Origin of the sequence: Novosphingobium sp. SG754, from assembly GCF_013149315.1 — a bacterium.
Classification (GTDB): domain Bacteria; phylum Pseudomonadota; class Alphaproteobacteria; order Sphingomonadales; family Sphingomonadaceae; genus Novosphingobium; species Novosphingobium capsulatum.
The window spans coordinates 1-24474 of record NZ_JABGCC010000012.1 but is presented as its reverse complement, the minus strand read 5'-3'; the positions used below and the strand labels follow the sequence as shown (position 1 = coordinate 24474).

Sequence of the window (24474 nt, the reverse complement as noted above, 5' to 3'; positions counted from 1 at the left end):
AATGAGCATGTACGCTGTTGCGGGTGCATCGGGCCAACTGGGGCGTCTGGTGCTGGCTGAACTGGTGGCCAAGGTGGGCGCGGGCAATGTCGTGGCGCTGGCGCGCGATCCGGCCAAGCTGGAAGGCAGCGGCGTGGCCGTGCGCGTGGCCGATTACGACAAGCCCGAAACGCTGGCGCCGGCGCTGTCCGGGGTGGAGCGGCTGCTGCTGATCTCGGGCAATGCCGTGGGCGCACGCGTGCCGCAGCACGCCGCCGTGATCGACGCGGCCAAGGCGGCCCGCGTCGGCCTGATCGCCTATACCTCGATCCTCCATGCCGATACCTCGACCATCGGCCTGGCGCAGGAGCATCGCGAGACCGAGGCGCTGCTGCGCGCCAGCGGCGTGCCTTTCGTGCTGCTGCGCAATGGCTGGTACAACGAAAACTACACCGGCGCCCTGGCGCCGGCGATTGCCCACGGCGCTATTCTGGGCGCGGCCGGGCAGGGCCGCATCGCCAGCGCCACCCGGGCCGATTATGCCGCGGCTGCGGCCCAGGCGCTGATCGGCGCCAAGGGCGGCGAAGTCTATGAACTGGCCGGCGATACCGCCTTTACCATGGCGGAATTCGCGGCCGAAGTGGCGCGGCAGGCGGGCAAGCCGGTGGCCTATGTCGATATGTCCAAGGCCGATTATGCCGCCGCCCTCGAAGGGGTGGGATTGCCTGGCTTCCTGGCGCAGATGCTGGCCAATTCCAGCTTTGAATCGAGCAAGGACCAGCTGTTTGACGACAGCCGCACGTTGAGCGCGCTGATCGGCCGGCCCACCACACCGATCGCCCAGACCATCGCTGCGGCATTGGCCTAAGCATGACAGAGAGCAATAGCGCGGCTGGTGAAAGGGCTGCCGGCCCATCGCGCACGATCGCGCGCGGGGGCTGGTATGCCCTGGTGCTGGTGGCGCTGACCAATGCGATGAGCCTGCTTGATCGCCAGATCCTGGCGATCCTAGCCCCGGCGATCAAGCACGACCTGGGCGTGGGCGATGCCGAGATGGGGCTGCTCTATGGCACTGTCTTTGCGCTGTTCTATGCCTTGTTCTCGCTGCCGGTAGGGCGCCTGGCCGATGGCTGGACGCGCACCCGGCTGCTGGGCATCAGCCTGGTGCTGTGGTCGGCGGCGACCGGGCTGGGGGGCCTGGCCACCAGTTTTGGCCTGCTGGCGCTGTCGCGGCTGGGCGTGGGCATCGGCGAGGCGGCTACCCAGCCGGCGGGCACGTCGCTGATCTATGATTTCTGGCCCAAGCACCGGCGCGGTTTCGTCATGGCGGTGATGGCCTCGGCCATTGCGCTGGGGCTGGGCGGCTCGCTGATCCTGGGTGGCGTTGCCGCGCAAGCCTGGACCGAGCATTGGGCGGGGGGCAGCGCGCCGCTCGGCCTCAAAGGCTGGCAGTTTGCGTTTCTGGTGGCGGCGGCGCCTGGTTTCGTCCTTGCCGCATTCGTCGGCACGATGAAGGAACCGGCACGCGGGGCGATGGATGGCATGCTCGCGCCAGCCGATCCGCACCCTTTTCGCGCCAGCATCGCGCTGCTCGGTGGGGTGACGCCGGGGTTGCACTGGATCGCCATGGCGCTGCGCCGGGCCAAGGCGGCGGCCTTTGCCACCAACCTGGCGGCGCTGGCCGGGATTGCGGCGGTCATGGCCGCGCTGGCGCTGGTGTGCCGGGGCCTCTCGGCCCGGCCGCCGCTGCCGCTGGGCCCGGTCACGGTCGATGCACATAGCCTGCAATGGGGCGTGATCGGTTTTGGCCTGTTCGTGCTGGTCAACCTGATGCAGCGGATGCGCGCCGATGATGCCCAGGCCTTTCGCGTGATTGCCGGATCGCCCACGCTGATCATGGCGATCGCGGTGGGCACGCTGCAATCGGCGATCAACTATGGGATGATGGCGTTCAACCCCAGCTTCCTGATCAAGACCTATCACCTGTCGATGAAGGACACCGCGCTGCAGTTCGGGCTGCTGTCGGCGGCGATGGGCATTATCGGCCCGCTGATCTGGGGGCCGCTGGCCGATCTGCTGCACCGCCGCCTGCCGTCTTCGGGCCGGGCGCTGGTGGCGTTGTTTGCCATGGGGGTTTCGCCGCTGCTGTCGTTCTGGACGTACCTTTCGCCCGATCCGACCACGTTCTATTGGCACTTTGCGATCTACAGCCTGGTGCTGACCGGGTGGATGCCACCGCTCTATGCCATCATGTATGACCAGGTGCTGCCGCGCATGCGGGGGATCACTGCCAGCCTCTATCTGCTGACGATGACCATCGTGGGCATGGGCATCGGCCCCTATGCCGTGGGCCTGATTTCCGATGCCACGGGCAACCTGACCCACGCCATGCTGACGATGAATGCCGTGGCCATTCCCATCGTGGTCCTGATGCTGCTGATCGCGCGGCGTAGCGCGCGGGACGAGGCGGGGTTGCGCCTGCGGGCGTGAGGGGGGCGGGGTTGGGACAGGCGTCGCACCACCCCCCGACCCCCTCCTCTGAAGAGGAGGGGGGTTAAGGCATTGACGTAAAAGGGCGTAAAAGCCCCCTCGTCTTCAGAGGAGGGGGTTGGGGGTGGTGGAAACCACAAGCAACCTTACAGTACGCGCCATACCCACAGCTTGATGCCCAGGGGATAGCGCGCGCCGCTGCACACGAAGATCGACCGGTTCATCCATTCATACTTGCCCACCGGCGCGATGAATTCGGGCACGGTGCGGAAATAGTATTCGGCCGGATCGACTTCCTCGCCGGCGGCAAGCCGGGCCATGACATCGGGCGGGCCGTGGCGCAGGCCCTTGTTGCGGATCTGGATCAGCACGCCATCGTCGGTTTCGATCGCATAGAGCGCATCGGCCACGGTAACGCCGTCGGGCCGGGTGAGCTGCCAATCGGCGGAATTGCCGACCAGTTGTCCCTTGATCAGCGGCCCTTCGACTCGCCCGCCGCCGACGATGGGAATGATGCGGCGGGCGCCGTCATAGGTCTGGCCGATCTGGCGCGGCGGCTCCAGGTCGCCGCTCGCCTCATAGACGAATTCCAGTTCGGGCTTGATCATGCATGCTCTCCCATCGGCCAGATCGTTATGCGTCATAGCATGGTGCGATCATGCCGCCAGGCCGATGTCGGCCGCATCGGCCCAGTTGCCGTGCAGGCCAAAGCGCAGGCGAATGGGGATGTGCACGGTGGCAAGCGGCCCCTGGGCGATCGCCTGCGCATCGAATATCAACAGGTCGCTGCGGGCCTCTTCCAGGCGGTTGCACACCTGGACGATCCAGCCATCGCCTTCGGGCGCGTCCTTGCTGCGCGGGATGAAGCACGGCTCTTGCAGGCTGCTGACCGGGCCGCACCACCAGTGCTGCTCTTCGCCAGTGGCAAAGTTCTTGTGGAACAGGCAGTTCATCAACAACCCGCCGGCGCTGCCGCCGCGCAGCTCGACCGGGCGCTGCATGTCCATTTCGAGGAACCAGCCGTGGTGTGTGTGCTGCCCGGCAAAGCGATCGTCGATGCGCGGAAATTCGCAGGCGGTGTTCGACAGGCGCTCGATCGCGGTAAAGGCATCGCCGTTGCTAGCCATGTCCACCACCCAATCGGTGGGATAGCTCATCGCTTCGCGCCCGTTGAACGGCGCGCCGTGCACATCGGGGAAGAACGGGAACATGTTGTTCTTCGCCTCGCAGGTGACGAAGTGGATCTTGCTGCCCTCTTGCCAGGCGTTCAGCACGTGGCTGGCAAAGCAGTTGTCGCGCGTGAACCAGCGAATGTCTTCCTGGGTCACGCCATCGCGCCGGGGGATCACGCCCAGGTGAACGGGCTTGGTAGTGTCAAAGCCGAAGTGCGGCAGGCCCGCCTCCAGCCGCTCCCAACTGCCGATCGAGGGCACGATGTGCAGCAGCAGATAGTCCTGCGTGATGCCGAAGTCGTGCATCATGCAGTAATAGGGCACCTTGAACCACACCTCGCGCACCAGTTCGCCGGTCGGACTTACTTCCATATAGGTCACGTCATCGGTGCACAGGCCGCTGGCGGCATAGCCGATCGCCACCATGTTGCCAGTGGCCGGATCGACCTTGGGATGGGCGGTAAAGGTTTGGCCGGTCATGCGGCCACCGAACTTTTCAAAGCCGATGGTTTCCATGCTGGCCGGGTCCATCAGCAGGGCGGGGCTGTCTTCCTTCATCGCCCAGAGCTTGCCAGCGTGGATGAAGGCATTGGTATTGGCGGTGGAGCGGATCTGCCCTTGCACGCTCTCGTCATCGGTCAGCGGGTTGCGATAGGCGCCGAACAGGCCCTTGCCGGCGGCCTTTTCCAGTTTCCACTTGTCGGTGTGGGCCCAGCGCTGGCGGAAATCCACCTGCCCATCGTGGATGTGGAACCGGGTGATCATGCCATCGCCGTTGAAGGCAATATCGTCACCCAGGCGCGGGGGGAATTGCGGGTCTGGCTGAACGCGGTAAAACGCCCCGTTCAGTTCGCGGGGAATTTCCCCATCGTGGGCCAGGTCGGCAATGTCGGCCTCGACCCGCGACGGGGTGTTGAAGCCGGTAAAGCTGGGCGAGGCGGGAAAGTGAGACACTGGCATCCTCCTGCTAGTTTTGTATGGTTGGCTAACAATTGCGCTTATCTGATGCGCAAGGCAATGGGGAGCAGGCATTGATCAAGGACAAGTTTGCCGATGTGGTGACCCCGCCACCGGGCGAAGAGGCCGATATCGGCGAAATCAACGGCATCCTGGGCTTCCATATCCGCCTGGCCCATGGCGCCTGCCTGCGCCATTTTACCGAGACCTTCACCGAGCTGGACCTGACGCAGAAGCAGGTTTCGGTGCTGTGGCTGGTCGACGATCACCCCGGCATTGCCCAGACCGACCTGGCCCAGCGCCTGCGGATGGACCGTGCCACCACCATGGCGATCATCAACCGCCTTCAGGCCAAGCACTATCTGCGGCGCGACCGATCGGCCGAGGACGGGCGCAAGCAGGCGCTGTTCCTGGAACCTGAAGGCCAGACCATGCTCTCGCGCGCCAAGTTCGCGATTGGCGAGCATGAGGCCTGGGTGAAGCGCCACTTTTCCGACAAGGAAGTGAAACTGCTGCTGGAATTGCTGGCGCGCATTCACGAGTAGCCAGATCGCTCCGGCATGTTATAAACCATAGCAATAACGCGTCAGCCGGGCGCGGACGGGAGAGATACGATGTTGCACGATCCGCGCGAGGTGATTCGCCAATCCCCGATGGGAACGCGGCAGTGGATCGCCGTGGCGCTGATGATCGCCCTCAACGCGCTCGATGGGTTCGACGTGCTGTCGAGCGCCTTTGCCGCGCCGGGCATTTCCAAGGAATGGGGCATCGGGCGCGATGCGCTGGGCGTGGTCCTGTCGATGGAACTGATCGGCATGGGCTTTGGCTCGATCCTGCTGGGCGGCGCGGCAGACCGGTTCGGCCGGCGTCCCACAGTGCTGGGCTGCCTGGTTGTCATGGCGATCGGGATGGGCTTGGCCACGACGGCGGCTAATCCCTACACGCTGGGCTTGTGGCGCCTGCTCACCGGTTTGGGCATCGGCGGCATGCTGGCGGCGATCAACGCGGTGACGGCCGAGATCTGTAGCAACAAGGGCCGCAGCCTGGCGATGTCGTTGATGGTGATCGGCTATCCCATCGGCGCCACGGTGGGTGGCACGATCGCGGCGCTGCTGCTGAAAAGCGGGGACTGGCGCGTGGTGTTCGAATTCGGCGCCATCGCCACCCTGGTGTTCATCCCGCTGGTCTATTTCCTGGTGCCCGAAACGCCGGCCTGGTTCCTGGTCAGCCGCCCGGCCGATGCTCTGGCTCGTGCCAATCGCTCGCTCGCCGCGCTGCGCTTGCCCACGGCCCAGGCGCTGCCTCCGGTGGAGCCAGGTGCGCCGCGGGCCAGCCTGCTCGATATCCTGCGGCCCGGCCTGGTCGGCACCACGCTGCTGCTGACGCTGGGCTATGCCCTGCATTGCATCACGTTCTACTACATCCTCAAGTGGAGCCCCAAGATCGTGGCCGATTTCGGCTATACCCAGCCGCAGGCGGCCAGCGTGCTGGTCTGGGCCAATATCGGCGGGGCGATCGGCGGCGGGATGTTCGGCTTCCTGATGCACCGCTTTGGCATCAAGTGGCCCACGATCGCCATGCTGGTGGCCGGCACCGTGGCGGTGTCGCTGTTCGGGCTGGGGGCGCAGAGCCTGGCCGGTTGGCGCCTGGCGGTGTTCTTCACCGGGTTCACCACCAATGCTGCGATTGTCGGGTTCTATTCGGCCTTTGCCCATGGCTTTCCGGCCAAGGTGCGCGCCACCGGCACCGGCTTTGCCATCGGTGCGGGCCGCATCGGCGCGGCCGGTTCGCCGATCCTGGCCGGCGAGTTGTTCCACACCGCCGGCCTGCCGCTGCTGACCGTGTCGGTCATCATGGCGCTGGGGTCGCTTGGCGCGGCCGCGACGCTGCTGGCGCTGCGGCTGCGCGCGGCGGATTGAGGGGAGTGAGCGCGCGGGCGTAGCACCCTGGGTGCCGCGCCTGTCGTGTTCAGCCCAGGATACCCGGCCCCAGAAGGGTGAGGATCTTCACGTCCACCGCCATGCCCTCGGCCCGGCGCGCGGCGATATAGTCGGCCATGCCATCCAGCGGCACGTGGTGCACGGTGATGCCTTCGCCTTCCACCCCGCCGCCGGCCGAAACGCGCGCCAGGCCATGGGCGCGGAACAGGGTGAAGCTTTCCGAGACCATGCCGGGGCTGGACCAGAATTCGCCCAGCGGTTCCATGTGCGTGGCGCGATAGCCGGTTTCCTCTTCCAGCTCACGCAGGGCGGCCAGGCCAGCATCTTCGCCGGCGCTGCTGTCATCGTCACCGATCAAGCCGGCGGGCAATTCGATGCAGGGCCGGCCCAGCGGCACGCGGAACTGTTCGACCAGGATCACCTCGCGCGCGTCGGTGATCGCCAGGATTACGGCGGCGCGGATATTGCGCGCCCGGCCGACATATTCCCAGCGGCCGCGCGTCTTGGCGGTGATGAAGCGGCCTTCCCAGCGGGTTTCTTCGGGATTGTCGCGGTATTCGTCTTCCAGACTCATAGCAGGATAGGTCCGTCGGGCAGTTCATTGTGATCGTGCGCCCGCGCCGGAGCGGCCTCGCGCAGCACGGCGCCGATCTGGGCGAGGGCGGCCTCCATGCCTTCGGCGAGGTGCCCTTCGCGCAAGGGGCCGAGCAGCGCGGCCATCGCCTCGCCCCAGACATCGGGACTGACGCGATCGGCGATGGCGCTGTCGGCGATGATCTCGGCCTTGCGTTCGGCCAGCGAGACATAGAGCACCACGCCGGTGCGCCCGGTGGTGCGGCTTTCCGCGCTCAGGCGAAAGGCAGTCAGCGCGCGGGCATGGACCCGTGCCCGCTTGATCGGCGCCGGGGTGAGCCACAGGCGCAAGGCGCGCCATTGCAGCAGCGCCAGCATCGCGGTGAACTTGAGCAGGGCCACGCTCAGCGCCAGGCCGAAATAGGCCCGGGCGGTCCATTCCGTGGCCCACAGGCCCAGCACGCGATCGACCAGCGCGACATAGAATGCCGGGGCTGTCTCCAGCGCGGCGAGGGCGAGGAACGCGATGAACACCGCCCAGGCCAGCGCAACGTCGGCATAGGGATCGGACGCCGGCGTGATCACCGGGACGATCTCGCCGGCGGTCTCGGCCTCGGCCTGGGCCACGGCTGCGGCAATGCGGGCCTGTTCCGCCTCGGTCAGGATCATGTCACCAACTCCCCGAAGCGCCACCGCCGCCAAAGCTGCCACCGCCGCCGGAAAATCCGCCGCCCCCGCCGCCGCCCCAGTCGGAGCCGCCGCCGCCACCACCGCCCCAGCCACCGCTGGGAAAGATGAACACGCCCGGCCCACCACCGCCATAGCGGCGACCGCCGCCGCGCATGGCGCGGATGAACGGCAGGACGAAGAACAGGCCGAAGATCACCAGGAATACCACGGTGCCGGCATCGAAATGCGGTTCGCGCGCCTGCTTCTGTGCCTGCTCGGCCTTCGCCGCGACCTGGCGGGCCTGGTCTTCGGGCAGCTTGAGCTGGGCGATCAACTGATCGGTGGCGGCGTTGATGCCGCCGGCATAATCGCCGGCCTTGAAGCGGGGCACGATCTCGCGCTGGATGATGATTTCAGACAAGGCATCGGTCAGGATACCCTCCAGGCCATAGCCGACCTCGATCCGCACCTTGCGCTCTTTGGGGGCAACCAGCAGAATCGCGCCGTCGTTGCGCTGCTTGTCACCCAGACCCCAGGCGCGGCCCAGGCGATAGCCATAATCCTCTATCTCGTACCCTTGAAGATCGGGCACGGTGGCCACTACCAGCTGGCGCTGGGATTGCTGTTCCAGCGCGGCCAGCTTGGCATCAAGGGCCTGAACCTGCTGCGGGTTGAGCAGATGGGCATCATCCACCACGCGCCCGGTGAGTTGCGGAAACGTCTGCGCCCAGGCTGGCGTGGCGAAGATCGCCAGCACCAGCAGGGCAAGGGCGGCCAGCCGCTGCGCCGCGCTCTGTTTCATCGGCTTAATTGAAATTGACCTTGGGCGCGGTATCGGCGCCCGGCGTCGTCGCCTGGAACGGCACCATCGGCTTGGCACCATAGATCACCTTGGCCCCGATCACTGCCGGGAACGTGCGGATCGTGGTGTTGTAGGACTGTACCGCGTCGTTGTAATCGCGGCGGGCCACGGCGATACGGTTTTCCGTACCTTCCAGTTGGCTTTGCAGGGCCAGGAAGTTTTCGTTCGACTTGAGGTCGGGATAGGCTTCGACATTGGCCATCAGCCGGCCCAGGCCCTGCGACAGCTGGCCCTGGGCGTTCTGGTAGGCGGCCACCTTGGCCGGATCGGTAAGATCGGCGGCGGTGATCTGGACGGAAGTGGCCTTGGCGCGGGCCTCGGTCACCTTGACCAGGGTATCCTGTTCCTGCTTGGCATAGCCTTTGACTGTGGCAACCAGGTTGGGCACCAGATCGGCGCGGCGCTGGTACTGGTTCTGCACTTCGGCCCACTTGGCCTTGGCGTTTTCCTCGGCCGTGGGGATCGTGTTGACGCCGCAGCCGGCAAGGCTGCCGGCCGCCACGGCGACCAAGGCAAAGCGGGGCAGGAAGCGGTTGAAAGCGCGGGACATGGATCGATCCTCGTTGCAGATGCGCAAGAGACATAGCGCGGCATGGTTGCGGATCAAGGGCAGTGCCTTGTCGTTGATCGAACTGTAAACGATTTGCCTGCGCGCTTGCCGCCGGCTGGCGGTGGTGGCAATCATTTGCGATTGTGTGGTTAAGAAGGGGAAATGCGCCGTGGCCATTCTCGAAGAGTTCAAGACGTTCATCGCGCGTGGCAACGTGCTCGACCTGGCGGTCGGTGTGATCATCGGCGGTGCCTTTGGCAAGATCGTCACCTCGCTGACCGAAAGCGTGATCATGCCGGTGGTCGGCTTTGTTACGGGCGGCGTGGATTTCACCAAGTACTTCGTGCGGCTTGGGCCGATTCCGGCCAGCTTCAAGGGCGATCCGGAAAACTATGCCCAGCTCAAGACGGCGGGGGTGCCGATGATCGGCTATGGCGATTTCATCACCCAGGCGGTGAACTTCCTGATCGTGGCGTTCATCATCTTCCTGATCGTGAAGGCGGCCAATTCGCTGATCCGCAAGGAAGAAGCCAAGCCCGCCGCGCCCAAGGGGCCGAGTGAGGTGGACCTGCTGATCGAGATCAGGGACGCGCTCAAGGCGAAGGACTGAGGGGCGAAACCGGCGGTAGATGGCGGACAAACCCCTCCACCACCGCTGCGCGGCGGTCCCCCTCCCCGCCTCCGGCAGGGAGGATCGGCAAGATCTTCCCCATCGGCGATGGGGAGGTGTCGGCCGCAGGCCGACGGAGGGGCGACTTGCTGCGAGAATCTCGCTGCACGGCACCCCCTTCCCAACGCCGAAGGAATCCCTATATGGGGTCGTGCCGGGTTTGACCCGGCTATGGCGATAAACTGCGGCGTGCAATAGACGCAGCGGACCCGGGGGCGGTACCCGGCGGCTCCACCACCTCTCTCATTCCGGCTCTTGGGCCAGGCGGGAGAGATGACGGGGCCGAACTAGGATCGACGTGTGTTGAAAAGCGTTGTTTTCGCCCGGGCTGAGTAACCCGTTCAAGGCTCAAAACCAACAAGTGCCAACGACAACGAAGCACTTGCTCTCGCCGCGTAACCTGACGGCCTAACGGCCTGATCTTACAAAGCGAAAGCGCGGCTGGACACGCCGGTCAACAGAAGTGATACCAGCGGCCCGGGGGGTGCCGGGCAACAGAAATCCCCCCACCTCTCTCCGTTTTCCAGCGTACTGCGGCAGCCCCGCACCGGCCTCAGGCCGGCACGCCTTCGGCTGCGCATTCGGCGGCCGCTTCGCTTTCCTGCCGACGCGCCTGGCTGACCACCCGCGCCTTTTCGCGCCAGCCGGGCCGGGCATAGGCGATCGCCGCCATGGCCACGGCCGCGAGCGAGCCAACCGGGAAGGCGAGCCACAGCGCATCGGCCCCGAGCGAGGGATAGGCGAAGGAATAGAACCCCAGCCGCGCCGGGAACATGGCGATGGCCAGCACGATCAGTGGCGCAATCACCACGCCGCCCGCGCGCATCGTGCCGAACAGCATGATCGTCATCCCGAACAGGATGTAGCTCCAGCTGGCGAGCAACTGGATATGGCGCGCCATGTCTACCGCGGGGCTGGTCGAGCCCAGGAACAGCACCAGGACCGGGCGGTCGAACGCCAGCAGCAGCGCGGTCATCAGGCCGGTGACGGCGAAATTGAGGATCAGGCCAGCGCGCGTGATCCGACCCAGCCGATCGATCAGGCCGGCGCCGATCGCCTGCGCGGCCATGGCGCTGAGCGCGGCGGAAATGGCCATGGCCGGCATCTGCAGATAGGTCCACACCTGCAGCGAGGCGCCATAGGCGGCGCTGACGATCGAGCCTTCGCGGTTGACCAGGCCGAGCATGATGATGCCCGCGCCCGACACGATCAGCATTTGCGCGCCCATCGGCAGGCCCTTGGTGACAATGTAGCGCAGCTCGTCCATGCGCGGCACCAGATAGCCCAGTTCCGCCCCGCGCAGGCGCAGCGGCAGGTTGCGGGCATAGGCATAGATCACCAGCACCAGCATCGAGACATAGGACGAGATCGCCGTGGCCAGCGCCGAACCGGCGATGCCGAGCGCCGGGATCGGCCCCAGCCCGGCGATGAACACCGGGTTGAGCCCGCAATCGAGCACTACCGACACGATCATGAAATAGAGGCTGGTCTTGGCATCGCCCGCGCCGCGCAGGCCCATCGAGATCATGACCGAGATCATCGTTGCCGGCAGCGCCACGAAGATCACGCGCAGATAGGCCAGGGCAAAGCCGAAGATATCGGCCGGCGTGGACATCAGGCGCAGCAACGCCGGGGTAAAGATCCAGCCCGCCGTGGCCACGATCATCGCCAGGCCCACGCAAAAGCCCACGGCCGTGCCGAACGTGCGCCGCGCGGCATCGACATTGCCCGCGCCAAACGATTGCCCGACCTTGACCGTGGCGGCCATGCCGAAGCCGAACACGGCGGCAAAGACCAGGAACATCACCACGTTGGCATTGGCCGTGGCCGCAAGCGCCGAATCGCCCAGCAGGCGCCCGACCCAGATCGCGTTGATCGACCCGTTGAGCGATTGCAAGATATTGCCCACCAGCGTGGGCATCGAAAACAGCAGCAGCGTTTTCAGGATCGGCCCGCGCGTGAGATCGCGCGCGCCGGGCCCGCCGGGGGCGGTGTTGCCTTGCGGTCTGGCCATGTGCCTTATTCCTTGCCGCGCAGGGCAGCCAGGGCGGCGAACGGCCCGCTGGCCTCGTCACCGGCGAGGTTGTGTTCGGCCCGGGCCTTGTCGGCCAGGGGGCCTTCGGCAAAGGGATCGATCGCCAGCGCGAGGCTTTGCGCCACCGCTTCGCCCAGGTCGAACGTCAGCCCGGTATAGGGGATTTCGTCGCAATCGTCGGCAGACAGCTCGATCTCTTCATCCGGTTCGGCCGCGATCTGTGTTTCGGGCACGAAGCGCAGGTGCAGCGGCTCGTCGATCTTGACCGGGAAATCCTCGCCGGAAATCGCGCAGGCCTGGATGATCGCGGCGGTCAGGCGGCCATCGGCGCGCACCACCGGGCCATCGGCGATCAGCTTGACCTGCGCTCGCGCAGCATCGATTGCGGTAATGCCAAAGCGCCCGGCCAGACGCCGGCGCGCATCGGCATCGGGTTCCAGCACCAGGGGCGCGTCGCCGATCTGGCGCAGATCGACGATGTAGGAGTATTCGGGGGTATCGCTCATCGTCCAATCTCCGCAGCCAGGACCCGGTCTGCCGGCGCCAGCGCCAGGCCGGCGGCAAAGGCGCGTGCACGGCGGGCCAGGGGTAGGGCGTCTGTGCCCTCGGTCAATGTCATGTTGCGGGCAAGCGCGGCGGCAAAGGCGTCTTCACCCGCTTCCAGCCCGTCGCGATAGGCGCCCAGGCGGCCGCCCAGCGTGCTCATCAGCTTGCCCACATGCTTGCCCACCACCAGATCGCCCACGCCGCTTTCGCGCAGCTGGCCGTCCATGTCTTCCACGAACAGTTCGGTCAACCACACCGATGCCGGGATCAGCCCAGGATCGCGTTCCATGCGCACCAGCACGATGCTGAGCACCAGGGTGATCATGTCGAACCGCCCGGCCACGGTATCGGCCACGCCGCAATCGGCATACCATTCCTTTTCGCGCGCGATTTCCACCACGCGGTGCCACAGCGGGCGGGCGGCATCGCGATCATCGCGGGTCTGGCCCAGCAGACGGGCAAGAAGGGACATGGGGCGGGCATCCTTTGCAAGCGTGGCAGCAGCGCCGGGGCGCGGCCAATTTCAACCGGACGGCGCAAACCGGCACGCCGCCATTGCGGACAACCCGTTTCGCCCCTAAGGCTTGCGCGGATATAGGGCGCTGTGGCGCGAAGGCAAAGTGTGCCTTTGTGCGTGGTGCCAGTGGGGATCGGGCCCATCAGACAGCCCGCATGTCCCGCAAGGGTCGAATTTGGAGTGATCGAATGCGCGAGAATCGGATGGCCCTGAACGGTGCGGCGCTGGCCAAGGCCACGGTGCTGGCTGGGCTGGTCGTGCTGGTCAGCGGCTGCGCCAGCATCCGCGACCATCGCGGGTTCCAGATGGACAAGGCGCTGACCGATTCGGTGCAGCCGGGCGTGGACAACCGCATGTCGGTGGAACGCGCGCTGGGCCAGGCCACGTTCAAGAGCCAGTTCGGCCCGCAGAGCTGGTACTACGTGTCGATCGATACCCGCCAGAAGCCGTTCAAGCGCCCGCGCACCAGCAGCGAGCAGGTGCTCAAGGTCAATTTCGATCCCGCCGGCAACGTCAGCACGATCGACCGCGTCACGCTGACCCGCGTGCCCACGATCCATCCGGTGCGCGAAGCGACGCCGACGCTGGGCCGCAACCGCAGCTTCTTCCAGGATCTGTTCGGCAATATCGGCTCGGTCGGCGCCATGCCGGGCGGCACCACCGGCCAGGGTCGTGGCCCGGCCGGCTCGGGCCCGAACGGCAGCTGAGCCAGGGCGGCGGCTTGAAAGCCATGCCGGCGATCCCATATCGCCGGCATGGACGATAGCAAGGCGAGCCACGGCCTGGTCCAGTGGCACGGCACCACGATCATCGGGGTGAAGAAGAACGGCCGTACCGTGATTGCGGGTGACGGCCAGGTTTCCATGGGCAACACGGTGATGAAGCCGAATGCGCGCAAGGTGCGGCGCATCGGCGATGGATCGGTGATCGCCGGCTTTGCCGGGGCCACGGCCGATGCCTTTACCCTGTTCGAGCGGCTGGAGCGCAAGCTGGAGCAGCACCGCGGCCAGCTGATGCGCGCGGCGGTGGAGCTGGCCAAGGACTGGCGCACCGACAAATACCTGCGCAACCTGGAAGCACTGATGATCGTGGCCGATGCCAGCACGCTGCTGGTCTTGACCGGCAATGGCGACGTGCTGGAACTCGAAGGCGGCATTACCGCGATCGGTTCGGGTGGCAACTATGCCCTGGCCGCCGCGCGGGCGGTGGATGCCTATGAAGACGATCCCGAAAAGATCGCCCGCCGCGCCATGCAGGTGGCGGCCGAAATCTGCGTGTTCACCAATGACCGCGTGACGCTGGAAGAAATCTGATGCTCGACAGTCTGACCCCCAAGGCCATCGTCCGCGCGCTGGACGAACATATCGTTGGCCAGGCCGATGCCAAGCGCGCCGTCGCCGTGGCCCTGCGCAACCGCTGGCGCCGGCAGCGCCTCTCGCCCGATCTGCGCGACGAGGTGAGCCCCAAGAACATCCTGATGATCGGGCCGACCGGCTGCGGCAAGACCGAGATCAGCCGCCGCCTGGCCCGCCTGGCCGATGCGCCGTTCGTGAAAGTGGAAGCGACCAAGTTCACCGAAGTGGGCTATGTCGGCCGCGACGTCGAGCAGATCGCCCGCGACCTGGCCGAAGAAGCGATCCGCCTGGAAAAGGACCGCCGCCGCGAAGCCGTGCGCGAGGCGGCAAGCAAGGCGGCGATGGACCGCCTGCTCAAGGCCCTGGTGGGCGATGGTGCCAGCGAAGCGACGCGCGAAAGCTTTCGCCAGCGCCTGAGCGAAGGCGCGATGAACGACGTGGAAGTGGAAATCGAGGTGGAGGATGCCCCCGCCGCCCCGATGGAAATTCCCGGGCTTGGCGGCAACGTTGGCATGATCAACCTGTCGGACATGATGGGCAAGGCGTTTGGCCGCCAGCCCTTGAAGCGCCGCAAGATGCGCGTGGCCGATGCCTGGGACAAGCTGGTGGACGAAGAGTCCGAAAAGCGCATGGACCAGGATGACGTGGCGCGCGTGGCGCTGCAGAACGCGGAAACCAACGGCATCGTGTTCATCGACGAGATCGACAAGATCGCTGTTTCCGACGTGCGCGGCGGCTCTGTCAGCCGCGAAGGCGTGCAGCGCGATCTGCTGCCGCTGATCGAGGGCACGACGGTGGCGACCAAGTATGGCCCGATGAAGACCGACCATGTGCTGTTCATCGCCTCGGGCGCGTTCCACGTGGCCAAGCCTTCGGACATGCTGCCCGAATTGCAGGGCCGCCTGCCGATCCGCGTGGAGTTGAAGGCGCTGAGCGAGGATGACTTTGTGCGCATCCTGGCTGAAACCCGCGCCAATCTGGTGGAACAGTATCGTGCCTTGCTCGGCACCGAGCAGGTCACGCTCGATTTCACGCCCGAAGCGGTGCGCGCGATTGCCCGCACCGCCGCGCAAGTGAACGAGAGCGTGGAGAACATCGGCGCCCGGCGGCTGCAGACGGTGATGGAAAAGCTGCTGGAGGAAGTGAGCTTTGACGCCGAAGACCGCGTCGGCACCACGGTTACGGTGGACGAAGCCTATGTCGCCGATCGACTGGCGGGCCTGGCCGGCAACGCCGATCTGTCGAAGTATATCCTGTAACGGCGTGGGGGCGGTGGGTTAGTGACCCGCCGCCCCAGCTTCGTTTTTCACCAGCGTGTCGGGGCCGCCGAACACCCGCAGCGGATGGCGCAGGGCCAGGAGCAGGACGCCGGCAATCGCCGGGATCGCTGCCGTCACCAGCCAGAACACCGGCGGGCTGACCTGGGTGTACCATCCGCCCATCGGCCCGCTGATCAGGCTGGCCACGGCCACCGAAAGCATTTCCACCCCGATGAGCGTCCCGCGCCAGCGTTCCGGCGCGCGGGTGGCGAAATAGGCGTGCATCACCGGGGCAAAGAACATCGCGCCCAGGTTCGACAGCAGGTGAAACGCCACCGGCAGCCAGATCGGCCCGCGCGTGGCCGTGGGCGACAGGGCGAGCAAGAGCGTGGAAGCGGCAAAGATCAGGCAGCCTGTGGCCAGCTTGGTCAGGCTGTCGGGCTCTGCCTTGCGCGTGGCCTGCCAGCGCCACAGCAGGATCAGCAGCGGCGCTTCAACCGCCGGGGCCAGCCCGTCGAGCGATTGCAGCCAGGGGATCGGCACGGCAAAGGTGCCCACGGTCATGGCGATATGGTCGCGCACCCACAGGCTGTAGACGTTCCACACCTGCGCCTGCGCGGTCCAGAATGCCACGCTGAATGGCCAGACCATGGCGAGCAGCCAGACATTGCGCTTTTCCGGCCCGGTGAGCGGCACCGCCGGTCCGGCCTGGCGCGGCGGCACCTGCGGCGGCAGGTGGCGCGATCCGGCCAGATACCAGATCAGGCCGGCCAGCATGCCCACGCCCGCCACGGCAAAGCCGGCGTGCCAGCCATAGTACTTGGCCATCGTGCCGCTGGCGATCGGGGCGATGAACGCACCGACATTGATGCAGAACGTATAGACCTGGAAGGCATCGCCCAGCCGCCGGTCGCCCGCCGCATAGAGCGCACGGATCTGCGGCATCAGGTTGCCGCGCAACAGGCCTGCACCGATCACCAGCAGGACCAGCGCCAGCAGGAACGTGGCATCGAATGCCATGGCGAAATGCCCGGCGGTCATCGTCAGGGCGCCCAGGCTGACCGCGGCGCGGCGGGTCATCACCTTGTCACCAATCCAGCCGCCGACCAGCGGCAGGAACGTGATCGCCGAGAAATAGAGCGCGAAGGTTTGCGTGGCGAGTTGCGTCACGCTCATCGGGCCGAACACATGCTCGAGGCCCGCGCGATAGCTGGCAAAGCCGACGACATGCTCCACCCGCCCGGGCAGCAGCAGTTCGCCGGTCATGTAGAGCACCAGCATGGCGACCATGCCGTGCCAGGAAATACGGTCCCACAACTCTGTGCCGGCCAGCACCCACAGCCCGCGCGGGTGATCAAGCAAGTTGCGCTTTGTGGCTTCGGGTGAAGGAATGGCTTCCGGACTGGTGATGGGCTCCATGGTTGCCGGTGGTGCCGCCAAACACGCGGGCTGGCAAGCGGCGGCGGCCGTGGTAAAACCCGGCCATGCACGAAACGCCCGACAACCGCCCGATCTATCGCCTGCTCACCGGCAAGGACGACCGCGCCTTTTGCGAGCGCGTGTCAGAGGCCCTGGCCCAGGGCTGGCGCCTCTATGGCTCACCGTCGATGACCTATGACGGCGGCATGGACTGCATCAAGGTGGCGCAGGCCGTGGTGTGGCACGGGGCCGATGTGGTGAAGTGACGGATTCGCTTGAGGTAAAAGAAAACTTTGTAAAATCAGCTTCATACCCCCCTCCTCTTTAGAGGAGGGGCTGGGGGTGGTGCGAAGCCTTGCGCTGCGCATCCACCACCCCCCGACCCCCTCCTCTGAAGAGGAGGGGGAGAAAAGAGCCTTACTCTGCCGCCTCGCCCAGTTCCTCGCTTTCGGCGGCCTGGCGCGCCCACATTTCGGCGTAGAGCCCGGCGCGGCGCAGCAGATCGGCGTGGCTGCCCTGTTCGGCCAGGCGGCCCTGGTCGATCACCAGGATCGTGTCGCTATCGGCGATGGTCGACAGGCGGTGTGCGATCGACAGCGTGGTGCGATTGGTGGCCACGTCGCGCAGCGTGCCGAGGATATCCTGTTCGGTGCGGGTATCGAGCGCGCTGGTCGCTTCATCGAACAGCAGGATCGGCGGATTTTTCACCAAAGTGCGGGCGATCGCCACGCGCTGCTTTTCCCCGCCTGACAGCTTGAGCCCGCGTTCACCCACCTCGGTATCCAGCCCCTGGGGCAGGCGGGCGATGAAATCGCCGATCGCCGCACCGCGCGCCGCTGCGGCCACATCATCGGGCGTGGCGCCTTCGCGGCCATAGGCGATGTTGTAGCCGATGGTATCGTTGAACAGCACCGAATCCTGCGGCACGATGCCAATCGCCGCGCGCAAGCTTGCCTGCGTGACCGTGGCGATATCCTGCCCATCGATCAGGATGCGGCCCGATAGCGGATCGTAAAAGCGGAACAGCAGGCGGCCGATGGTGGACTTGCCCGCGCCCGATGGCCCGACAATGGCCACGCGGCTGCCGGCTGGCACTTCGAACGAGAGGCCATGCAGGATGGTGCGATCGGGATCATAGCCGAACACCACGTTGTCGAACGTGAGCGAGGGCCGGCGCACGACCAGCGCCGGGGCGCCGGGCTTGTTGGCCACTTCCACGTCGGTGTCGATCAGGCGGAACATCTCGGCCATGTCGATCAGCCCCTGGCGGATCGTGCGATAGACCATGCCCAGCATGTCGAGCGGGCGGAACAACTGCGTCAGGTAGGTCTGCACGAACACCAGCTGGCCGGCGGTGAACTGGCCATGCCACCAGCCCCACACGGTGTAGGCCAGCGCACCGGCCATCAGCAGGTTGACCACCAGCGCCTGCGCGATGTTGAGCAGGCCAAGGCTGTTTTCGCTGGCAACGGCCGCATCGGCATAGGCGCGCGCGGCCTGGCCATAGCGGGCTTCCTCGCGCTTTTCGGCGCCGAAATACTTGACCGTTTCGTAGTTGAGCAGCGAATCCACCGCGCGCGACAGCGCCTGTCCATCGAGCCGGTTCATCCGCTCGCGCAAGTGGCTGCGCCATTCGGTGATCGTGCGCGTGACCCAGATATAGGCCGCCACCGCCACGGCCGTTGCTGCCACCAGCCCCCAGCCAAAGGTGATCCAGAAGATCACCGCGACAACGATCAGTTGCAGGATTGTGGGGGCGATGTTGAACAGCATGAAATAGAGCATCGTATCGATGCTCTTGGTGCCGCGCTCGATCGTCTTGGTCACCTCGCCGGTGCGGCGAGCCAGGTGAAAGCGCAGCGACAGGCGGTGCAACTGGGCAAAGACATGCTCTGCCAGCGAACGCGTGGCATCCTGGCCCACCCGTTCGAACACGATGTTGCGCAGGTTGTCGAACGCCACCCCGGCAAAGCGCCCGGCGGCGTAGCCCAGCACCGTCCACATGGCCAACATGCCCAGGCGCGGCCCGGACGTGTTCATGGCGTCGACCGCCCATTTCAGCAGATAGGGCAGGTAAAGCTGCACCCCGGTGGAGGCCAGGATGAACACGCACGCCACCACGATGCGCCAGCGCAGGCCGGGATTATCGGCCGGCCAGAGATAGGGAAGAAAGCGCTTGAGCGTGTGCCAGCCATCGTGGCGGGCACCGGGGGCATTTGGTTTTTCGGGCGGCATCGCCTTCACATAGGCATTTTGTTGGCAGATGCCACCTGCTGATTGCCCGCCAGATCAGCGTGCCGCCAGTGCCTGTGGCGCGGCTGGCGTGAAATCGAACATCACCCTGCGCCGGGCAAAATCGATCCCCACCTTCTGGAAAGCGCTCAAATCGCGCATGCCCAGCAAAAGAGCGGGGCGGCGGCTAAGCTTGAGGTGGGCAAAGGCGGGGGCATCGGCAAACGCGAAGGTCAGGTTGCGGATATCCATGCCGCCGATCCGCATCACGCGCGCCTGGCCGACGTCGGCCGTGATGACCTGTCCGGTCACCGCGATCAGGCGGGCCTGTTGCTCGCCCTGCCGGCGGTTGAGCGCGCGCTGCAGGGCGCGGTTGCCGATCGAGGTATCCGATCCGGTATCGATCATCACATCGGTGCGCACGCCATCGACCATGGCTTCGGTCATGATCAACTGACCCGAACGGCGGCGCGCGGTAACGACGATGTCATAGCTGTCGGCATGCGGCGCATCGGGCGCGGCATTGCCGATCATCATGCGGTGCGCGGCAAAATCGATCGTCACGCGCTGGTCCTGCAGCCCATCGAGGCCGACAATGCCCTCAGCCTCCAGGTCGTGCCCGTCCACCAACGGTGCTTCCAGCCCGGAAAAGCGCCGGGTGCCAAGCGACATTTCGGCCACGGTGACCAGGTCCACGTCTTCCAGGCCAGCGACGCTCACCAGCGTGGCGCGGCCACTGGGCGCCAGGCCGAGCGCCTGTGCTGTCTGCCGCGTCAACACCGTGCGTTCTGCGCCGGTATCGACCATGAAGGCAAAGGGCCCGGCACTGCCGATCGTGACCGGCACGGTGAGTCGGGTGCGCGCATCCTGGCCGAGGTGGATTTCTTCCATCGGGGGTAGGCCATCGGCCGTGGCAGGTTTCGGTGCGGCAACCAGGGGCGCCGCAGTCAGCGGGGCGGTTTGCGCAGGTTGCGCGGACACCGGCAGGGCCGCCGCCATCAAGGCGAGCGGGCCGAGCGTGCCGGCAACCTTTTGGGCCAGCATCAACATCGTCAGGTTCCTCTCCGCCCAGCAGGTTACGCCTGGTTGGACGGCAGCGCCATTGCTATTTTCAACTGCGCAGGCCCGGATCGAACGGAAACGGGATATTCACCACCGCATCACGGCGAAACCGGTTGCTTTCGCCAAGGCAGCGCCGCGACGATTTCACCCAGCAGGCCCAGCACTTCGCCAAGCAGGGGGTGGTGCGTCAACCGCATGACGACAAGCCAGCACAGGATGCCTGCTGCCACCATGGCAAAGACCTGGCCCAAACCGCACGCGCCCGGCCCGGCCCATAGCGCATAGCTCGCCAGCAGCGGCGCCACTGCCGCTGCCGTCACGGCCAGGCTCTGGCCATAGATGCGCGCCAGACTCGACCAGGAAAAATCCAGCATCGCCCGCATGAACGGGGCATAGATCACCATCCAGATCAGCCCATGGACAAAGCGTGAGATCGCCACCGCCACCAGGCCAAACGGCGCGGCGGCAATGATCAGGCCCACCGACAGCACGGTTTCCACGATGTTGCGGTGGATCAGCCCGCGCTTGCGCCCCAGCAGCAGCGGCAGATCGGCATTGAGCGGCAGCGAGATATAGCACAGCTGTGCCAGTGCCACCCACAGCAGCAGTGGCGCGGCGGCCAGCCAGCGCTCGCCATAGAGCGCCTGGATCAGCGGCTGCGCCAGCGTGGCGATCCCGGCCATGGCCGGCCAGGTCACGCCGGTATAGGCGGCGACCACGCGCAGATAGGGCGGCCCCAGCGGATCGCCCTGGTCGCGCACCCGGCGGAACGCGGGATAGAACACGCCGGTCACCGCGCCCGCCACCAGCATGCGCAGTTGCAGGGCCAGGCCCGAAGCGCGGGCGAACAGGCCCACGGCGGTATTGTCGATCAGCCGCCCGATCACCAGTTCGGGCGCCCGCGCCGTAATCGAATAGCAGGTCGACAGCACCGAATTGGTGCCGCCCAGTTCCAGCACCGGCCGTGCCCCCTTCAGCCGCAGCGGCCAGGGCACCATCACGCCGGCGCGCCACTGGCTCACCACCAGGCGCGCGCCCTGCTGGGCAAAGGCGCCCCAGGCCAGCGCCAGCGCGCCATGGCCCAGCACTGCCAAGGTCACCGCCGTGGCCGCATTGGCGATCGACGATCCCACCTCGATCATGGTGTTGGACTTGTAGTCCATGCGGCGCTGGCAAGTCGCCTGCGGCACGATCGACAAGGGCACCAAGAGATAGGACGATGCCACCACCAGCAGCACCGGCAAGAGCGCGGGATCGTTGTAGAACCGCGCCACCGGCACGGCGCTGGCCAGCGCCAGCAGTGCGATGCCCCAGGCAAACACCACCGAGATGGTAAACGCGGTCTGCAGCTTTTCCGGCGTAAGGTCGCGCTCGCCGTTGACATAGCGCGCCACCCCGAAGTCCTGCAGGAAGGCGACGATCGTGACCGCGGCAAAGGCGATCGAAAACAGCCCGAGCTGCGCCGGCGTGATGAACCACCGGGCCAGAACAACGCTGGTGGCGAACTGAATCGCAAAAGAGGCGTATTGCGACACCAGCGCCCAGGCAGCCGCCGTGCGCACCGACATTTTGGGCGCCGGGCTGCCGGTGGCCGGATGGGGCCGCCGGGGCGTGTCGCGCTTCGCCGTCATGCTGCTTGCCGCGCCAGGGCGATCGCGGTCTGCACGGCGCGCAGCGGATGCCCGGCTTTCAGCAGGCGGATGGCGGTGCGCCACAACCGTGCCCTGGGGGCGCCATCGGCGATATGGCCCAGCAGCACGGGCCATGCCTCGCTTGCCAGGCGATCGGGCGCATAGAGCAGGCGATCGATCATCCGCTGCCGCACATAGGCCGCATTGCCTGCGCCAAACATGCCATCCAGCATGTCGAGAGTGGGCAGGGCGGAAAGCTGCGCGGTCGGGTCGCTTCCGGTTCGCGCCCGCGCGCCATGGGCCAGCCAGGCAATCGCGGCATTGCGCGCCTGGGCCACGACATGGCGCGAACTCACCTGGCTGGGCGTGATGCGATAGGCCAGCAGGCACTCTGCCAGGTTGGCCATGCGTGTCTGGCTCGCCAGGCGCAACCACAGGTCATAGTCTTCCGCGTGGATAAACGCCTCGCGATAGCCGCCCGCCGCGCGCACCAGATCGGCGCGCACCATGACGGCGCTGTGGCACAGGATCGGCCCGTGCTCCAGCGCGGCCAGAATGGCGGCATGATCGTGCGGGCGCTGGATCGGCGGGTTTGGCGCCGGGGCGCCGGTCTTGTCGATGAACGTGGTCTCGCAGGCGACCAGCCCGTGGTCGGGATGCTCTGCCAGGAACGCCACCTGACGCGCCAGGCGTTCCGGCATGCAGATATCGTCGGCATCAAAGCGCGCGACCAGCGGGGCGCGGGCCTGCGCAAACAACTGGTTGAGGCTGCGTACCAGGCCCTGGCGCGGCATCGCGATCGGCTGCACGCGCGAATCGCGCGCGGCATAGGCCTGGGCAATCGCCAGGCTGTCGTCGGTCGATCCATCGTCGAGGATCAGGAATTCGAAATCGCCAAAGGTCTGCGCCAGCACGCTTTCGATCGCCGGGCCCAAGGTTTGCGCCGCGTTGTACACGCTGGTGGCCACGGTGACGGCCGGTGTCGAAGAAGGTGAGGCAGGAATGGCGGGCATCTTTGCAAAAGGAGTAGGGGATGGGGGTGCAAGCGAGCCGGGCATGGTCACCGCTCGTTGTCGAGATAGCTGGGAGACGCTGCGCCGCGCGTGCCGCCACGGCGATGGGCGCGGCGGCGCCAGCGCAGCATAGGCGCGGCCAGCCCCGGCAGCCAGTGCCACAATGCCAGTGCCAACTGCCACATCGGGCCACCCATATGCCCATTCAGCCGCGTGCCGATCTGGCGCAGGTCCGCCAGGCCCGAACGCGCCTGGCCGGCGACGATGCGATCGATGGCTTCCTCGAATGCCAATGCATCGCGCGTGTCGTTCATCAAGCGCTCGACCGTGGCAATGTCCGGCGCGCCAGGCGGCAGACTGGCGCGGGCCTTGCTCTGCACTTTCAGGCTCCCGCGCAGCAGGCGCAGCGCCTGGGCCGATGCGGAACCGGCGCGAACGCGGTATTCGCATAGCACCGCGTCGACATAATGCGCTTCGCCGCCCAGCGCCATGAGCCGCACCCACAGGTCGAGATCTTCGGCATGGGTCATGGTTTCGTCAAAGCCACCCACGGCCAGGCAATCGGCGCGGCGAAAGACCGAGCCGATATAGACATTGAACGAGCGGTCGAGCACGCCAAGCCAGGTGCCGCGCGTGCTCTGGAGGTGCTCCACGCAATAACGCTCTCCTGCCACGGCGCCAAACATGCGGGCATTGCAGGTGGCGAGGCGCAGCGCGGGATCGGCTTCCAGCACCGGCACCATGGTCGCAAGGTAGGCCGGGCGAAACAGGTCATCGCCATCGAGCAGCGCGATCAGAGGCGCCGTGCTTTGCGCGATGGCGGCATTGCGCGCGGCCGAAACGCCGTGGTTCGCGGTCTGGCACAAACGAATACGCGGATCGGACCGGAACGGCGCGAGCGCACCGGCCACCGCCGGATCGCCATCATCCACCACGATCGCTTCCCACGCGGTCATGTCCTGGCGCTGCAGCGATGTCAGTGCCTCGCCCAAGAACGCCGCCACGCCAAAGCCCGGCACGATCACGCTGACGCGCGCGGGCGTGCCATCAGGCGGAAGAGGCGGGGCGAGTGGGGCGACCATTGATGCGGGCTTATTCCGTGCGGGTTTAAGGATTGGCTTACAATGGCCCAAAGAATCAGGAGAATCACGGAATGTCGGCGCCATCTGGCCACAAGGGCAGGCTAACGCGGTCGAGGGGCACCAAAGTGCGTGAAAAAACGCGTTCTTTTCCAATGGGTTCCAAAGATTTTGAAACAAAATTGCAAAACGTCGTTGACGGTTGGGTGAGCCGTCCATATATGCCGCTTCACCGACGCGGTTCAGCCGGTTTTTCCGGTTCTTCGGGTGTTTCCTGAAGGGTTGCGTTGGTCGCCAGATAGCTACGGACGGCTTGGATTTCCGGTGAGAACCGGGGATTGATTGTTGTCCGGGTTTTGTTGTCTGGGTTTGGTCTTTGACATTGTTGATTAGATGAAGGGACATGTGGGCGACGGCGCCTGGTGTCGGGGGTCTTTGGGCTCCGACGTCCAGTTTAAAGCAAG

At 66.1% G+C, this 24474-nt stretch carries 24 protein-coding genes and 1 other RNA gene; 10 read left to right on the top strand and 15 right to left on the bottom strand.

Annotated features, from left to right (window positions below):
* Positions 1–7 precede the first annotated feature (7 nt).
* Both FHW97_RS19700 and FHW97_RS19695 read left to right on the top strand, forming a co-directional pair.
* Positions 8–847 (top strand): NAD(P)H-binding protein, encoded by an 840-nt coding sequence (locus FHW97_RS19700; protein ID WP_054132671.1) that lies wholly within the window; start codon positions 8–10, stop codon positions 845–847.
* A 2-nt stretch (positions 848–849) separates the two neighbouring features.
* Positions 850–2469 (top strand): MFS transporter, encoded by a 1620-nt coding sequence (locus FHW97_RS19695; RefSeq protein ID WP_171799571.1) that lies wholly within the window; start codon positions 850–852, stop codon positions 2467–2469.
* 146 nt (positions 2470–2615) lie between these two features.
* Here FHW97_RS19695 and FHW97_RS19690 read toward each other — a convergent pair whose 3' ends face one another.
* Positions 2616–3077, bottom strand: coding sequence for a DUF3237 domain-containing protein (locus FHW97_RS19690; protein ID WP_062788312.1), 462 nt, complete (start codon positions 3075–3077; stop codon positions 2616–2618).
* 48 nt (positions 3078–3125) lie between these two features.
* Positions 3126–4595, bottom strand: coding sequence for a carotenoid oxygenase family protein (locus tag FHW97_RS19685; protein ID WP_028658022.1), 1470 nt, complete (start codon positions 4593–4595; stop codon positions 3126–3128).
* Between the two features lie 77 nt (positions 4596–4672).
* Here FHW97_RS19685 and FHW97_RS19680 point away from each other — a divergent pair, with 77 nt between their 5' ends.
* Both FHW97_RS19680 and FHW97_RS19675 read left to right on the top strand, forming a co-directional pair.
* On the top strand, positions 4673–5143 hold the full coding sequence (locus FHW97_RS19680) for a MarR family winged helix-turn-helix transcriptional regulator (RefSeq protein WP_168352553.1): 471 nt from the start codon (positions 4673–4675) through the stop codon (positions 5141–5143).
* Positions 5144–5212: 69 nt separating this feature from the next.
* Positions 5213–6517, top strand: a complete 1305-nt coding sequence (locus FHW97_RS19675) for an MFS transporter (protein ID WP_168352554.1) — start codon at positions 5213–5215, stop codon at positions 6515–6517.
* 49 nt (positions 6518–6566) lie between these two features.
* Here FHW97_RS19675 and FHW97_RS19670 read toward each other — a convergent pair whose 3' ends face one another.
* From FHW97_RS19670 to FHW97_RS19655, 4 genes are read right to left on the bottom strand one after another with little or no spacing between them, the layout of a single operon-like run.
* Positions 6567–7112 carry an NUDIX hydrolase gene (locus tag FHW97_RS19670; RefSeq protein WP_171799570.1) on the bottom strand — a complete coding sequence of 182 codons (546 nt, stop codon included), beginning with the start codon at positions 7110–7112 and terminating at the stop codon, positions 6567–6569.
* The gene (locus tag FHW97_RS19665) at positions 7109–7780 is read right to left on the bottom strand and encodes a TPM domain-containing protein (RefSeq protein ID WP_171799569.1); all 672 of its coding nucleotides are present in this window, start codon (positions 7778–7780) and stop codon (positions 7109–7111) included. Before FHW97_RS19665 ends, FHW97_RS19670 begins: the two co-directional genes overlap by 4 nt.
* 1 nt (position 7781) lies before the next feature.
* Positions 7782–8582, bottom strand: coding sequence for a YgcG family protein (locus FHW97_RS19660; RefSeq protein WP_171799568.1), 801 nt, complete (start codon positions 8580–8582; stop codon positions 7782–7784).
* Positions 8583–8586: 4 nt separating this feature from the next.
* Complete coding sequence (locus FHW97_RS19655) at positions 8587–9192, bottom strand: LemA family protein (RefSeq protein ID WP_043609664.1); 606 nt, start codon at positions 9190–9192, stop codon at positions 8587–8589.
* A 169-nt stretch (positions 9193–9361) separates the two neighbouring features.
* Here FHW97_RS19655 and mscL point away from each other — a divergent pair, with 169 nt between their 5' ends.
* Both mscL and ssrA read left to right on the top strand, forming a co-directional pair.
* Positions 9362–9802 (top strand): large conductance mechanosensitive channel protein MscL, encoded by a 441-nt coding sequence (gene mscL / locus FHW97_RS19650; RefSeq protein ID WP_062788302.1) that lies wholly within the window; start codon positions 9362–9364, stop codon positions 9800–9802.
* A 174-nt stretch (positions 9803–9976) separates the two neighbouring features.
* Positions 9977–10373, top strand: a transfer-messenger RNA (tmRNA) gene (gene ssrA, locus FHW97_RS19645).
* Positions 10374–10415: 42 nt separating this feature from the next.
* Here the strand turns inward: ssrA and FHW97_RS19640 are convergent.
* From FHW97_RS19640 to FHW97_RS19630, 3 genes are read right to left on the bottom strand one after another with little or no spacing between them, the layout of a single operon-like run.
* Entirely contained in the window at positions 10416–11876 is a 1461-nt protein-coding gene (locus FHW97_RS19640; protein ID WP_168352557.1) for an MATE family efflux transporter, read from the bottom strand.
* A gap of 5 nt (positions 11877–11881) precedes the next feature.
* On the bottom strand, positions 11882–12403 hold the full coding sequence (locus tag FHW97_RS19635) for a DUF177 domain-containing protein (RefSeq protein WP_171799567.1): 522 nt from the start codon (positions 12401–12403) through the stop codon (positions 11882–11884).
* Complete coding sequence (locus tag FHW97_RS19630; RefSeq protein WP_107716936.1) at positions 12400–12915, bottom strand: ubiquinol-cytochrome C chaperone family protein; 516 nt, start codon at positions 12913–12915, stop codon at positions 12400–12402. The genes FHW97_RS19635 and FHW97_RS19630 overlap by 4 nt, the downstream gene beginning before the upstream one ends.
* 233 nt (positions 12916–13148) lie before the next feature.
* Here FHW97_RS19630 and FHW97_RS19625 point away from each other — a divergent pair, with 233 nt between their 5' ends.
* The 3 genes from FHW97_RS19625 to hslU are packed head-to-tail and all read left to right on the top strand — an operon-like array spanning position 13149 to position 15574.
* Complete coding sequence (locus FHW97_RS19625) at positions 13149–13667, top strand: outer membrane protein assembly factor BamE (RefSeq protein WP_107716935.1); 519 nt, start codon at positions 13149–13151, stop codon at positions 13665–13667.
* Positions 13668–13715: 48 nt separating this feature from the next.
* Positions 13716–14273, top strand: a complete 558-nt coding sequence (hslV, locus tag FHW97_RS19620; RefSeq protein WP_305082211.1) for an ATP-dependent protease subunit HslV — start codon at positions 13716–13718, stop codon at positions 14271–14273.
* On the top strand, positions 14273–15574 hold the full coding sequence (hslU, locus tag FHW97_RS19615) for an ATP-dependent protease ATPase subunit HslU (RefSeq protein WP_022676925.1): 1302 nt from the start codon (positions 14273–14275) through the stop codon (positions 15572–15574). Before hslV ends, hslU begins: the two co-directional genes overlap by 1 nt.
* An 18-nt stretch (positions 15575–15592) precedes the next feature.
* Here hslU and FHW97_RS19610 read toward each other — a convergent pair whose 3' ends face one another.
* Positions 15593–16993, bottom strand: a complete 1401-nt coding sequence (locus FHW97_RS19610; RefSeq protein WP_171799566.1) for a peptide MFS transporter — start codon at positions 16991–16993, stop codon at positions 15593–15595.
* A 65-nt stretch (positions 16994–17058) separates the two neighbouring features.
* Here FHW97_RS19610 and FHW97_RS19605 point away from each other — a divergent pair, with 65 nt between their 5' ends.
* Positions 17059–17259, top strand: coding sequence for a DUF1737 domain-containing protein (locus FHW97_RS19605; protein WP_062788295.1), 201 nt, complete (start codon positions 17059–17061; stop codon positions 17257–17259).
* Between the two features lie 151 nt (positions 17260–17410).
* Here FHW97_RS19605 and FHW97_RS19600 read toward each other — a convergent pair whose 3' ends face one another.
* From FHW97_RS19600 to FHW97_RS19580, 5 genes are all read right to left on the bottom strand, one after another.
* The gene (locus FHW97_RS19600) at positions 17411–19228 is read right to left on the bottom strand and encodes an ABC transporter ATP-binding protein/permease (RefSeq protein ID WP_171799593.1); all 1818 of its coding nucleotides are present in this window, start codon (positions 19226–19228) and stop codon (positions 17411–17413) included.
* A 54-nt stretch (positions 19229–19282) separates the two neighbouring features.
* A complete protein-coding gene (locus tag FHW97_RS19595; protein WP_171799565.1) occupies positions 19283–20275 on the bottom strand; it encodes an aspartyl protease family protein in 993 nt (330 codons plus the stop codon).
* A gap of 110 nt (positions 20276–20385) precedes the next feature.
* Positions 20386–21918 carry a lipopolysaccharide biosynthesis protein gene (locus tag FHW97_RS19590; protein ID WP_171799564.1) on the bottom strand — a complete coding sequence of 511 codons (1533 nt, stop codon included), beginning with the start codon at positions 21916–21918 and terminating at the stop codon, positions 20386–20388.
* Entirely contained in the window at positions 21915–22931 is a 1017-nt protein-coding gene (locus FHW97_RS19585) for a glycosyltransferase family 2 protein (protein ID WP_171799563.1), read from the bottom strand. Before FHW97_RS19585 ends, FHW97_RS19590 begins: the two co-directional genes overlap by 4 nt.
* Positions 22932–22978: 47 nt before the next feature.
* Positions 22979–24013 (bottom strand): glycosyltransferase family A protein, encoded by a 1035-nt coding sequence (locus FHW97_RS19580; RefSeq protein WP_171799562.1) that lies wholly within the window; start codon positions 24011–24013, stop codon positions 22979–22981.
* Positions 24014–24474 lie beyond the last annotated feature (461 nt).